The organism is Pannonibacter sp. Q-1 (assembly GCF_054073275.1).
The window spans coordinates 798,051-810,434 of record NZ_JBSXNB010000001.1; the positions used below are offsets into that span (position 1 = coordinate 798,051).

Here is a 12,384-nt window from a genome sequence, read left to right on the forward strand (position 1 = left end):
CCCACCCCTTCCCCCTCCCCACCAGGGGGAGGGGGGCGGAGAGGTCCTGCCAGAAAGCAAATGCATTACTGTGGGTGATGTCCGGACCTGATCTGTGAACCCGGAAACTCAAGAGAGGAGAAGATGCAGGCCCCCTAGTTTCACGGAGATGAACAATGCTCCTGTGGAACAGAAATTTCTTGAGCCGGCAGGATGATCAGCCGCGCCATGGATCAGGGCTTCACCGCATATCTTGCACGGAGTTCTGCGAACACCTGATCCGCCGGGAGGCCCGGCCCGCTGTCCAGCCCTGCCTTGATCGCCTCCCGCAAGGCCTCCAGTTCCTGCCGCTCCGTGTCCCGGCTCCGGGTCCAGGCACGAAGAGCCTCCCGGACCACTTCGCTGGCCGAGGCATATTCTCCCGACGCTACCGTCTGGCGCAATGTCTCGGCCATCTCAGTCGGCACGGTGATTGTCATTCGTTCGACAGCGCCCATGACGGAACCTCCTGCAGCATAATCATACTTCATCATACTTATGATGCAGATTGGCGCAATGCCAGAGGGGATGCAGGCCGCAATCACTCAATCATCCGCATGCAGGTCCGCCATCAGATCCTCCACGCTGGCGAACTTCTTGCCCTTGCCGCTTTCAATCTCGGCTATGGCTATACGGGTCTCGGCATTTGGAATCTTAACGGCAAATGGGAGCCGCTGTTCATCAGCGATCCGGATCATCAGCAGCCGGATCGCATCCGAAACAGAAAGCCCCATTGCTTCCAGAGCAGCGGTTGCCCGTTCCTTTGTGTCCCTGTCGATGCGAGCACGTACGACCGAATCTGAGTGCATGTCTCCCCCCCCTTCATGTAGCTCCAATGTAGCTACATTTTCTTCTCCTTTCCAGTCTGATGTCCAGCGTGCTTTTGAACGCTGTCCTATCAACGAAAGAGAGAAACTGGTGTCTGACTGACAGTCCGGAAGAAATACAGCCCCTCCCCCCTACTCCCCTGAGTGGGCCAGCAGGCTGGCGTTGCCGCCGGAGGCGGCGGTGTTGAGGGAGATGACCTGTTCGAGGGCGAAGCGCTGCAGATAGGCCGGGCCGCCGGCCTTGGGGCCAGTGCCGGAGAGGCCCGCGCCGCCGAAGGGTTGGGTGCCGACGACGGCACCGATGATGTTGCGGTTGACGTAGACATTGCCCACCGGCAGCCGGTCCACCACCTGCTTCACCGTGGCGTCGATGCGGGAATGGACGCCGAGCGTCAGGCCGTAGCCGGAGGCGGCGATCTTTTCCAGCATGGCGCCGAAGTCCTTCGCCTTGTAGCGCACCACATGCAGCACCGGGCCGAAGACTTCCCGCGTCAGATCCTCGGGCCGTTCCAGCTCGATGATCTGCGGGGCCACATAGGTGCCGCCCGCGAGGGTCACGTCCGGCTCCTTGCTGGAAAATTTCAGCCGCCCGGCCGATTCCATCACCCGCACATGGGTGAGGATGTTGTCCCGCGCTTCACGGTCGATCACCGGGCCGATATCGGTTTCAGCAAGGCGCGGGTCGCCGAGGGTGAGCTCGCGCGCCGAGCCTTCGATCATCTCCAGCAGGTGGTCCGCCACATCCTCCTGCAGGAACAAGAGCCGCAGGGCCGAGCAGCGCTGCCCGGCGGAGCGGAAGGCGGAGGTGACCACATCATCGCAGACCTGTTCCGGCAGGGCGGTGGCATCCACCAGCATGGCATTGATGCCGCCGGTTTCCGCAATCAGCGGCACGATGGGCCCGCGCCGGGCGGCAAGGGCACTGTTGATGGCCCAGGCCGTTTCCGTTGAGCCCGTGAAGGCAACGCCTGCCACCTGCGGATGGGACGTCAGCGCTGCGCCCACTGCGCCGTCGCCCGGCACATAGAGCAGCGCGGTTTCCGGCACACCGGCGGCATGGAACAGGCGCACCGCCTCATGGGCGATCAGCGGCGTCTGCTCGGCGGGCTTGGCCACCACCGCATTGCCGGCGACAAGCGCGGCGGCCACCTGCCCGAGGAAGATCGCGAGCGGGAAATTCCAGGGCGAAATGCAGACGAAGACGCCGCGCCCGCGCAGGCGGTAGCGGTTTTCCTCGCCCGTCGGGCCGGGCATCAGGCGGCCTTCGCCGAAGAGCCCGCGCGCTTCAGTGGCATAGTAGCGGCAGAAGTCCACCGCCTCGCGGATTTCGGCAATGCCATCCGTCAGCGTCTTGCCGGCTTCGGCGGCCAGCAGCGCCATCAGCCGGTCGCGATTTTCTTCCATCAGATCCGCCATCCGGTCGAGGGCAGCGGCGCGGTCTTCCACCGGCGTGCGGGACCAGCTCTCAAAGCCCTTGGCCGCAACCTCCATGGCCGCTGCTGCCAGCTTGGCATCCGCCTCGGCAACTTCACCGGCCACAAGGCTGCCGTCGATGGGCGACAGCAGGGCACGCGGGCGCGAAGCCACCTCATGGCCCGGCACCAGCGGACGGGCGGTGACGGCCGGGAAGCTCTGGCGCGCCATGCCGGACAGCAGCGCATTGCGCTCGGCTTCGACGCCCAGTTCCAGCCCGGCGGCATTGCGGCGGGTGGGGGCATAGAGATCGGCGGGCAGCGCGATGGAGCGGTTGCGGGCGCGCTCGCCCCCTTCGAGCAACTCTGCAGGGCGCTTCAGCAGCTCTGCTGCGGGAATGCTGGCGTCACCGACGATGGAGACGAAGGAGGAATTGGCGCCGTTTTCCAGCAGGCGGCGCACCAGATAGGCCAGGAGGTCCTTGTGACCACCGACGGGCGCATAGATGCGGCAGGGATAGCCATCGCGCTCAACCACGGCCTTGTAGAGGCTTTCGCCCATGCCATGCAGGCGCTGGAACTCGAAGCCTTCCGGCTTGCCCGCAATCTCCTGGATCTGGGCGACAGTGAGCGCATTGTGGGTGGCGAACTGCGGATAGATGACATCGCGCGCGGCCAGCAGACGGCGGGCGCAGGCGAGATAGGACAGGTCCGTCGCGGCCTTGCGGCTGAAGACGGGATAGTCTGCGAGCCCCCGCTCCTGCGCCCGCTTGATCTCCGTATCCCAATAGGCGCCCTTGACGAGCCGCACCATCAGGCGCCGGTTGTGAAGGCGCGCCAGATCAATAAGCCAGCTAATGACCTCCTGTCCGCGCTTCTGATAGGCCTGCACCGCAAGGCCGAAACCATTCCAGCCCTCCAGCACCGGATCGGCCACGATCCGGGCGATGAGGTCCAGCGACAGTTCCAGCCGGTCGGCCTCTTCCGCGTCGATGGTGAAGTTGAGATCATGGGCGCGGGCCATGCGGGCAAGGTCCAGCACGCGGGGCAGCAGTTCGGCCATCACCCGCTCTTCCTTCACCGCCTCATAGCGCGGATGCAGTGCCGACAGCTTGACGGAAATGCCCGGCCGGTCCGGCAGGGGACGGGACCCGGCGGCCTTGCCGATGGCCTCGATGGCGGCGGCATAGGAGCGGAAATAGCGTTCCGCATCAGCCTGCGTGCGCGCACCCTCGCCCAGCATGTCATAGGAGAAGCGGTAGCCCTTCGGCTCCAGAACCTTGGCCCGCTTCAGCGCGTCCTCAATGGTTTCGCCCAGCACGAACTGGTGGCCGAGAAGGCGCATGGCCTGCCGCGTCGCCGTGCGCACGGCCGGCATGCCGATGCGGCGCACAAGGCTGGTGAGGATGCTGTCCGGCGTGTCGCCCGGATGCAGCAGCCGCGAGGTCACGCCGAGCGCCCAGGAGGAAGCGGACACAAGCCAGGTGTCGGACTTGCGCCCTTCCCCCTCGCCGAATTTGGCGGCGGCCAGCTTGTCCTCGATCAGTTTGTCGGCGGTGGCCGCATCCGGCACGCGCAGCAGCGCCTCGGCCAGCACCATCATGGCAAGGCCCTCGCGGGTGGTCAGGCCGAACTCCCGCATGAAGTCTTCGACGCCGCCAAGGCCCGAACGGGCGCCGCGCATGTCTTCGATATAGGCTGTGGCCTTCGCATCGATCCGCGCTTCCGCATCAGCGGCAAGGCGGGTTTCCGCCAGCATGCGGCGCACCAGTGCGCCATCATCGGGGGCGAATTCCGCGCGGAAAGGGGAAGCGGTGAGAGCGGGGGCAAGCGGGGCAGACGCAGGCTTCAAGATCGGATCTCCGGCAGGCGCAGGGCGCAACAGGGCTTTCCGCCAGATTACCCGCAATCTTGCTTTGGTTTTCGCCAAAGACAGGCTATGAAACCTGATATTTTCTGGAAATGAGGCCTCTTGATGGAGAATATTCCGGACCTTGACCGGATCGACCGCAAAATCCTGGGTGCACTGCAGGAGGATGGGCGGATCACCAACACGGATCTGGCCGAGAAGATCGGCCTGTCCGCCACCGCCACGTCCGAGCGGATGAAACGGCTGATCCGCGAAGGCTACATCCTGCGCTTCACCGCAGAGCTGAACCCGCAGAAGCTCAATCTCGGGCTGCTGGTGTTCGTGGAGGTGAAGCTGGACAAGACGACGGCGGACGTCTTCGACGCCTTTGCGTCAGCGGTGGCCCGCTCGGCCGAAGTGCTGGAATGCCACATGGTCGCAGGCGGCTTTGATTATCTCATCAAAAGCCGCGTGCGCGACATGACCCACTACCGGCAGTTTCTGGCAGAGGTGATCCTGAACCTGCCGGGCGTGCGCGAAACGCACACCTACGCGGTGATGGAGGATGTCAAGGACACCCACGTTCTGCCGATTTGAGAGGGAGAGGTTTGGCGGCGGCCGGTGAGACCGCCGGGAGAGCCTTGCGCGTTTCTGATGGTAATCCTGCAGGCATTTCCGGGCGAACGTTGCATCAGTCCGTCTTCCAGAAACGTCATCCATCCACAGGCAGAAACGCGAGGGCAAGGAACAAGTTGCAAGCCGCAGGAATGCGGCGGCTTACAGCACTTTCACATGTTCGGCCATGCTGCGGCCGGCGCGGAAGGCCATGTCGAAGGCAACAAGCTGTCCTTCATGCAGGCTGCCGATGCCGGAACGGCGCAGGCTCGCCAGATCAACGAGGACATCGTCCCCTTCCTGAGGTTCGATCGCACCAATTCCCCGGTGCATGTCAAACCACTTTACATTTCCGTGGTCCATTTTTTCTTCTTTCTTTACGTCACATCATAGGTCATCGGCCAGCTCTATAGCTGGCTTTTTCGACGGCTCGATGACAGTTGTCATTGGAGGATCGCCACCTCTTGTCAGGAATGACTGGTGGCTGCCTTGTGTCAGCTTCACACTTGCGTGGTTAACAGAAGCCTAACGGCCTCTTCTCCGCATCCTCTAGCAGGCTGCGGCATTGCTGCACGGCTACACAGATGGGCCCTGGGAAGAGCAATGTCAAGTGGTGGCGAGTTCAGCCGCGCGCATAGGTGCAAAATCCGGCGCGGTTGCGCGCAGACCCACCGGGCCTTGCTCAATGAAATCCGCAAGACTGGCTGCGGAAACCGGGCGGCTGAACAGATAGCCCTGGAAACTGGAGCAGCCTGCCGCCTGCAACTGGTCAAACTGCGCCTGCGTTTCCACGCCTTCGGCGATGATCTCCAGCCCCAGGCTTTGGCCAAGCTGAAGGATGGTGCTGACAATCGCCAGGTTGCGGTCATCGTTCAGGAGATCACGGACGAAGGACTGGTCGATCTTCAGCTGGTCAAACGGCAGCTGTTTCAGGGAGCTGAGCGAGGAGTAGCCGGTGCCGAAGTCATCCAGCGACCAGCTGATGCCCTGCTCCTTGAGGGCCTGCATCTTGCTGCCGACAATTTCCGCATCCTCGGCAAGGGCGCTTTCTGTCAGTTCCAGCTTCAAAAGCTCCGGGCGTGCGCCGCTCAGCCGCACGATGCTGCGCACCTGCTCGACGAAATCCGGCTGGCGGAACTGGGATGCGCTGACATTGACGGACACGGTCAGTTGCGCCGTCAGCGGCGAAGCAGCCCAGGCGGCGAGCTGGGCGCAGGCCGTGCGCAGCACCCATTCCCCAATGGGAATGATCAGCCCGGTTTCCTCGGCCAGCGGAATGAAGGCTCCGGGTGAGATATTTCCCTTTTTGCCGTGCTTCCAGCGCAGCAGCGCCTCGGCGCCGAGTGTCCGGCCACTTGCGTCCACCTGAGGCTGATACTGGAGATAGAACTCCCCCCTGGCGATTGCCTTGCGGATCTCGCCTTCCATGGCGTGGCGGGCGCTCACACTGGTCTGCAATGCGATGACGACAATGCATAGTCCCACAATGCCGGTGATGGTGTGCAGCCCGATGACAACAGGCAGACCTGCGACCGGACTGACGAATTCGTGCGGGGGCAGCGGCGCCAGACCCAGCGAGACGATCAGAAACGACAACACGCCGAAGAGCGGCAGCAGCACCCGCAGATAGACCCCCTCATGGCTGAAAACCAGAAAGGTGGCTGCGACAATGGGAAACAGATTGAAATGTACAGCCCGGCCCAGCCCTTCCGGCGGCACATCAAAGAAGCATCCAATCAGGGTGGTCAGCAGCCCCGCATGCGAGAGGACGATAGCTGCCTCCCTGAGCCGGTAACGCCATGCCAGGAACATCGTGACCGCGCCTGACAAGGCGGCTAAAAAAGTCCAGAACGAGTGGAACAGAACTCCGTAACCGGCATAAAAAGCCGACCACGCGGCGCTGATGGCAAGAGTGATCGCCCCTCCATATAAAATCAGCGCCCGGACACGCAGATTATAACGGCCGGAGGATGTCCACCCCGAAACATCCGCCTGGGAAAGACCCATTTCTCGACTAGATTTGTTTAGAATTTTACTCAATTTTATGGATCGTCACGGCTAATCACAAGGTGAACCTGTCAATTTTACGCGCATAGATATTACAATTTTCAATTAAAAGGCAATCAACATTGATTGCCCTGCACCAAGTGAAAAACTCCGGTGCCCAAATGAAAGGACCGGGCCTCCCGGCCCGGTCCTGATCCGCTTCATCCTGGCCTCAGGCAACGCGCACCTGGTTGAGGAAGTCCGTCATCGCCTGCCGCATGCGGGCAGAGCGGTCATGCAACTCCTCGATAGCCCGGCGCATGTCCTCGCTGATAACCCCGGTCTGCTGCGCCGAATTGCTCACAGTGCCGATGGAGTCCGTCACGCCATGGGTGCTGCTGGCCGCCTGAGACACGTTGCGGGCGATCTCATTGGTCGCCGCATTCTGCTGCTCGGTCGCCGCTGCCATGGCGGTGGTGCGTTCGGAAATCAGCTTCACCATTTCAGCCACGGCGGCCGTCGCTTCAATGGACTCGGATGCCGCCACGCGCATTTCGGAAATCTGGCTGTCGATTTCTTCCGTCGCCTTGGCGGTCTGCTCCGCCAGCGCCTTCACTTCGCTGGCGACGACGGCAAATCCGCGGCCTGCCTCACCCGCACGGGCTGCCTCGATGGTGGCGTTCAGCGCCAGCAGGTTGGTCTGGTTGGCGATGTCATTGATGAGGCGTGTCACGTCACCGATGCGCACCACCACATCCTGCAGCTTGCCCACCGCCTGATTGGACCGGTCCACCTCGGTCTCGGCCTTGGCGGCCACCTTCGAGGCGGAGTGGACCTGCTCGTTGATCTCGGCGATGGAGGCGGAAAGTTCCTCCGTGGCGCTGGCAACCGTGTTGACGTTGTTCGTCGTGTGCTGGGACGCCTCGGCGACGGAAGAAGCCTGGCGGTTGGTCTCGCTGGCGATGGTCGCCAGAGAGGAGGCCGTGCCCTTGAGGTTCGTCAGCCCGCCGATCATCTCGTCGGAGATGGTGAGGACGGCCGTCTCGAATGAACTGGCGACTTCATCCATGCCACGCTTGCGCGCTGCTTCAGCCTCGGTACGCTGACGCTCGCCAGCCGCTTCGAGCTCACGGGTCCGCAGCATGTTCTCGCGGAAAACTTCCATGGCACTGGCCATGTCGCCAATCTCGTCGCGCCGGCCGCCCAGGTTCGCCTGTGCGTTCAGATCACCACTGGCAAGACGCCCAAGCACGCCGGACAGGGTCTTCAACGGCTGCGAAACCAGCCGGAAGTTCAGGAACCCGAAAAGCATGGCAAAGAGCAGCATCAGGCCCGCGCTGCCCAGTGCGATTGTGCGGGCATCGGACAGGGCTTCCTTCTCGACTTCCGCCAGCTGCTCGATCTTCGTGTCGATTGCATCTTCCAGCGCACGGATGGCCTCAGTGGCCTTGGCCTGAAGACCGTTGCCTTCACCCGACAGTTCCATCGCCCGGGCAAGATCCACTGTCTCGGGCGTACGCATGTTCTGGATCTGCGCATCGACAAACTGCACCTGCCAGGCATTCAGCGTCGTTGCAATTTCTGACACCAGACCGGCATCGGATGGGGAGACATCCGCCACACTGCTGCCAAGCGTGGCGAGCAGCCCCTTGACCTCCTCTCCCATCGCCTGGGCCCGGGCAAGCGCGTCACGGTCTCCCGTCAGCAGGAAGACTTTCAGCTCAAGGTTCTCCTGAATCACGGAAACCTCAAGATCGTCGATCTGCGTGGCAACCAGATAGTGCCGTGACATGGCAGTCACCGCGTCGGCGGCAGCGACGGTCTTGTAATAGGTGGTCAGACCCGCCGCGACGCTGATCAGCGACAACCCGGCAAAGGCGGCAATGCCCTTCTGGGCAACAGACAAATTCTTGAGCATCTTTGGCCTCCCGTCAGCTTCCGGCGCCTGAACGGCGCTCAAGCTCGGTCAGGTTGATTTCGATGGTGGCAGCACCGATGGGCTTTTTGCTTTCGGGATCGGCGATCGTGATGTTCAGCTGGGAGAGCCAGACCTTCAGGTCTTCATCCCATTCGGCCTTGTCGATGAAGACGGCATCGGCGCCGAAGGGGAATGTCTTCTGAAACTTGGCCTCATCACCCTGCCAGTAGTCGCTGGTGATGCTGCTCTGGCCGACATTCAGCCCATTGGCATCCATCACGAAAATCTCGGCATAGAGGCCCAGGCTTCCGGCCTGCATGCGCAGCAGATAGGTGGACAGCGGCGCCGACAGTGTGGCCGCGATCAGGGGCTTGTCGCTCGCCTTGCGTTCATCCACCCACTGTTTGTCCAGCGCATCGATCTCCGCTTGCGAGATCGTGCCGCGCTTCTGGTTCTGGGCCTTGATCGACAGCGGCACAATGGGATTGTCCAGTTCCGCGCGTATGCTCTCAATCACGGCCGGGGTGATCAGGGACGCAGGATCGGGAGCGGATGGCTGGGCCAGAGCAGCAGAGTGCAACCCCATTGCAAGCAAACCAAGAATCGAAGCGGCGCAGACATTCTTCATGATGAGCCTCGTGCTTTTTACATGCACAAGGCTGAAATAAGCCAGTTAAGAATGAATGAAACTGCGCAATTAAAGGTCACATCGACCAAATTAAGAGCATATCCGGTCAAGAATATTCAATCTGAAGTCAATCCGCCGGAAATTCTTTGCAATCTTTGAGGGTTGTATATTGACAGATATAACAGTGCTTAATTCTCCATCAATTGGTCCAGCGACTCCCGGTAGTTTGCGTATGAAAATTCAAATCCCATTTCTTTTTTGATCCGCGCATTTGAGACGCGCTTGTTCTCGCCGTAAAAGGAGCGTGCCATCGGCGAAAGTTCCGCTGTTTCAAAATCTTGTTCCGGAGGCGGTTGCATCCCCAAAATCCGGGCGGCATAGGTCACGACATCCTGCGGCGGTGCAGGCTCATCATCGGTTACATTGTAAATCCGGGTTTTCGGCTCTGCGAGGGACGCTTCCAACGCGCCGGCAATATCCTCGACCCGGATGCGGTTGAACACCTGACCCGGCTTGACCAGGCGCCGCGCCGTGCCATTGCGCAGGTTGACGAGCGCATTGCGGCCTGGTCCATAGATGCCGGACAGACGGAAGATCTGCACCGGCAGACCCTCCTTCGCGGCAAACTCCAGCCAGGCGGTTTCAGCCTCCACCCGCTGCACCGAGCGGCGCGACACCGGGCGGCAGGGCGTGTCCTCGTCCACCCAGGCGCCATCATGGTCGCCATAGACGCCGACGGTGGAGAGATAGCCAATCCACTGCGGGCGCCCTGCGGCAACATCCGCGCCGTGATGCATCAGCACCGGATCGCCTGCCTCATCGGGCGCGATGGACTGGAGCACGTGGGTCGCGCTGGCCAGAGCTTCAAGAATGCCCTTGCCCGGCTGCGTGCCGTCAAAGAGGAAAGGCTCGACGCCCAGCGCCTTCAGTTGCTCCGCCTTGGCCTGCGAGCGCGTGGTGCCGCCGATCCAGCTGCAGCGGTGCCGGATGCGCTCCACGAAAGCCTTCGAGGAATAGCCAACTCCGAAGATGAACAGGCGCATGGGCTTCTCCCTGGGGTTCAGAGGCTCAACTGCTTGCGGCGGATTTCGTAAAGCGTGATGCCGGTGGCAACCGCCAGATTGAGGCTGTCCGCCTGCCCGGCCTGCGGAATGCGCACCAGCGTCTTGCAGGCGGCAGCCAGATCATCGGACAGGCCCTGCTGCTCGTTGCCCATCACGAGCAGCGCCGGCTCGCGGTAGTCCACCGTGCGGTAATCGACGGAACCGGCAAGGTGAGTGCCTGCTACCGTGCCCGGCCACTTCGCCATCACCGCCTTGAAGGCGTCCGCTGAGGTCTTGACCAGCGGCACATGGAACAGCGAGCCCATGGTGGCGCGCACAGCTTCCACCGCGAAGGGGTCGGTGCAGTCGCCGATGAGGATGACGCCGGAAGCTCCAACTGCGTCCGCCGTGCGGATGATCGTGCCCAGATTGCCCGGATCGCGCACCCGGTCGAGGGCGATCCAGACGGTGGACTGGGCCGGGTCGATGCGGTCCAGCGGTGTCAGCTGCTGCTCGTAGACGCCAACCACCATCTGCGGGTTTTCCTTGCGGGTGATCGCCTCCAGAATGGGTGTGTTCACCTCAAGGATCAGCGCGCCGCGCGACTTGGCCGTGGCGGCTGCCTTCTGGGCGATCGGATTGTCCCGCGCTTCCGGCCCCAGCGCCAGATAACGCACTGTCCAGCCCGCATCGAGCGCATCCGTCGCCAGCTTCAGCCCTTCCGCCACGAAGAGGCCGGACTGCGTGCGGTGCTTGCGCAGCGCGACGAGGCCCTTGATCTCCTTGATGATCGGGTTGGAATGGCTGGTGATCTGCTTCACCGCCCCCATGCGGGGTCTTTGCTCGCTCATGCGCCGCTCCAGCGGGAAAAGAGGGATGTGGACAGGCATCGGTCGCCCTTCTCCTCACGGATGACAAGCTCGCCGGATTCCAGCAGGCCGCCCTGCTTCGACAGGGTTTCGGCCATCAGTTCATGCACCGACAGGAATGAGGCGCGGATGGCATAGGCCGTCAGGATCATGAAGAGCGCGTTGGGAGACAGCAGCTGGCGCAGCATGTCCAGCATTTCCGGCAGGTTGACGAAAAGGTCCCACACCTCGCCCTTCGGGCCGCGGCCATATTTCGGCGGATCGAGGATGATGCCGTCATAGGTGCTGCCGCGCCGCACTTCGCGGGCGACGAACTTGCTGGCATCTTCCAGGATCCAGCGGATGGGGAGATCGCCGAGGCCGGACAGGTCCTGATTTTCGCGGGCGTAGGCGATCGCCTTCTTGGAGGCGTCCACATGGGTAACATGGGCGCCAGCGGCAGCGGGCAGCAGCGAGGCAAGGCCGGTGTAGCCGAAGAGGTTCAGCACCTTGACCTGACGGCTGGGATCGGCGGCGCGCGCCTCGCGCACCTTGTTCATCACCCAGTCCCAATGCGGAGCCTGCTCGGGGAACACGCCCACATGGCGGAAGGACATGAAGCGGCCGAGATAGCGCGCCGGGCCATAGGCCATTTCCCAGGTCTCGGGCACACTGCCGGCGAATTTCCAGCGGCCAGGGCCTTCCTCGTCCACATCACCGGTGAAGACCGCATCGGCCCGGTCCCAGACCGACTGCTTCAGCTGCGGCAGGCCCATGGCCTGCGGTTCGGGCCGGACAACGGTGAAGCGGCCATAGCGCTCCAGCTTCTGCCCGCGCCCCATGTCCAGCAGGGCATAATCCTTCCACCCGGCGGTTTCCAGGATCACCGGCCAGCGGGCCGCAGGCGGCAGGCCCGGACGGGTGGCAGCAGAAGCGGCCGCTCCGCGCTCGGGCAGGGAGGCATGGCCGGTTTCAGCGGCGGCGGCGGGCTTTTGCGGGATCTGAGGGGCCTGGGCCACGGGCAAAACTTTCCGGAAGTCTCGATAACACGGTGTTGTCTCAGCCATTAGGGCGGAGCGGGCCTGCGGTCAATCGGCTAACCGGTTTTATGCTCCCTTGCCAAAACTGCCCCAAGGGGAACAGCGGCAATGTCCAGAACTTTTCGCACATTTGGTTTCAGGCGACGGCTCCATGAGTTTGGTTCTCGTCCACGTAGCGCGGCGCCATGCTCATGTACCTG

Annotated in this window: 11 protein-coding genes; 1 reads left to right on the top strand and 10 read right to left on the bottom strand. The window is 62.5% G+C overall.

Going from position 1 to position 12,384, the window contains the following annotated elements:
- Window positions 1–212 precede the first annotated feature (212 nt).
- From ACVNHC_RS03675 to putA, 3 genes are all read right to left on the bottom strand, one after another.
- The gene (locus tag ACVNHC_RS03675; protein WP_123193508.1) at window positions 213–476 is read right to left on the bottom strand and encodes a type II toxin-antitoxin system ParD family antitoxin; all 264 of its coding nucleotides are present in this window, start codon (window positions 474–476) and stop codon (window positions 213–215) included.
- Between the two features lie 87 nt (window positions 477–563).
- The gene (locus tag ACVNHC_RS03680) at window positions 564–827 is read right to left on the bottom strand and encodes a type II toxin-antitoxin system RelB/DinJ family antitoxin (RefSeq protein WP_186392207.1); all 264 of its coding nucleotides are present in this window, start codon (window positions 825–827) and stop codon (window positions 564–566) included.
- 150 nt (window positions 828–977) lie between these two features.
- Entirely contained in the window at window positions 978–4,109 is a 3,132-nt protein-coding gene (putA, locus tag ACVNHC_RS03685) for a bifunctional proline dehydrogenase/L-glutamate gamma-semialdehyde dehydrogenase PutA (protein ID WP_457166445.1), read from the bottom strand.
- A gap of 123 nt (window positions 4,110–4,232) precedes the next feature.
- Here putA and ACVNHC_RS03690 point away from each other — a divergent pair, with 123 nt between their 5' ends.
- On the top strand, window positions 4,233–4,703 hold the full coding sequence (locus ACVNHC_RS03690) for an Lrp/AsnC ligand binding domain-containing protein (RefSeq protein ID WP_019963446.1): 471 nt from the start codon (window positions 4,233–4,235) through the stop codon (window positions 4,701–4,703).
- A gap of 180 nt (window positions 4,704–4,883) precedes the next feature.
- On the opposite strand, the gene ACVNHC_RS03695 is transcribed toward ACVNHC_RS03690, so the two are convergent.
- The 7 genes from ACVNHC_RS03695 to ACVNHC_RS03725 all read right to left on the bottom strand — a co-directional run bounded on the left by ACVNHC_RS03695 (window position 4,884) and on the right by ACVNHC_RS03725 (window position 12,163).
- Entirely contained in the window at window positions 4,884–5,084 is a 201-nt protein-coding gene (locus ACVNHC_RS03695) for a cold-shock protein (RefSeq protein ID WP_019963447.1), read from the bottom strand.
- Between the two features lie 243 nt (window positions 5,085–5,327).
- Window positions 5,328–6,533, bottom strand: a complete 1,206-nt coding sequence (locus tag ACVNHC_RS03700) for a putative bifunctional diguanylate cyclase/phosphodiesterase (protein WP_457166446.1) — start codon at window positions 6,531–6,533, stop codon at window positions 5,328–5,330.
- Window positions 6,534–6,939: 406 nt separating this feature from the next.
- Window positions 6,940–8,625, bottom strand: a complete 1,686-nt coding sequence (locus tag ACVNHC_RS03705) for a methyl-accepting chemotaxis protein (protein ID WP_457166447.1) — start codon at window positions 8,623–8,625, stop codon at window positions 6,940–6,942.
- A gap of 13 nt (window positions 8,626–8,638) precedes the next feature.
- The gene (locus tag ACVNHC_RS03710; RefSeq protein WP_457166448.1) at window positions 8,639–9,211 is read right to left on the bottom strand and encodes a hypothetical protein; all 573 of its coding nucleotides are present in this window, start codon (window positions 9,209–9,211) and stop codon (window positions 8,639–8,641) included.
- A 230-nt stretch (window positions 9,212–9,441) separates the two neighbouring features.
- On the bottom strand, window positions 9,442–10,296 hold the full coding sequence (locus ACVNHC_RS03715; protein WP_457166449.1) for an SDR family oxidoreductase: 855 nt from the start codon (window positions 10,294–10,296) through the stop codon (window positions 9,442–9,444).
- A gap of 17 nt (window positions 10,297–10,313) precedes the next feature.
- On the bottom strand, window positions 10,314–11,147 hold the full coding sequence (locus ACVNHC_RS03720) for a TrmH family RNA methyltransferase (protein WP_457166450.1): 834 nt from the start codon (window positions 11,145–11,147) through the stop codon (window positions 10,314–10,316).
- Entirely contained in the window at window positions 11,144–12,163 is a 1,020-nt protein-coding gene (locus tag ACVNHC_RS03725; RefSeq protein ID WP_457166451.1) for a class I SAM-dependent methyltransferase, read from the bottom strand. Before ACVNHC_RS03725 ends, ACVNHC_RS03720 begins: the two co-directional genes overlap by 4 nt.
- Between the last annotated feature and the right edge of the window lie 221 nt (window positions 12,164–12,384).

Coding starts and splice junctions, on each gene's coding strand:
- ACVNHC_RS03675 (WP_123193508.1), bottom strand. CDS start 476: ATGGGCGCTGTCGAACGAATGACAATCACCGTGCCGACTGAGATGGCC.
- ACVNHC_RS03680 (WP_186392207.1), bottom strand. CDS start 827: ATGCACTCAGATTCGGTCGTACGTGCTCGCATCGACAGGGACACAAAG.
- ACVNHC_RS03690 (WP_019963446.1), top strand. CDS start 4,233: ATGGAGAATATTCCGGACCTTGACCGGATCGACCGCAAAATCCTGGGT.
- ACVNHC_RS03695 (WP_019963447.1), bottom strand. CDS start 5,084: ATGGACCACGGAAATGTAAAGTGGTTTGACATGCACCGGGGAATTGGT.
- ACVNHC_RS03700 (WP_457166446.1), bottom strand. CDS start 6,533: ATGTTCCTGGCATGGCGTTACCGGCTCAGGGAGGCAGCTATCGTCCTC.
- ACVNHC_RS03705 (WP_457166447.1), bottom strand. CDS start 8,625: ATGCTCAAGAATTTGTCTGTTGCCCAGAAGGGCATTGCCGCCTTTGCC.
- ACVNHC_RS03710 (WP_457166448.1), bottom strand. CDS start 9,211: ATGGGGTTGCACTCTGCTGCTCTGGCCCAGCCATCCGCTCCCGATCCT.
- ACVNHC_RS03715 (WP_457166449.1), bottom strand. CDS start 10,296: ATGCGCCTGTTCATCTTCGGAGTTGGCTATTCCTCGAAGGCTTTCGTG.
- ACVNHC_RS03720 (WP_457166450.1), bottom strand. CDS start 11,147: ATGAGCGAGCAAAGACCCCGCATGGGGGCGGTGAAGCAGATCACCAGC.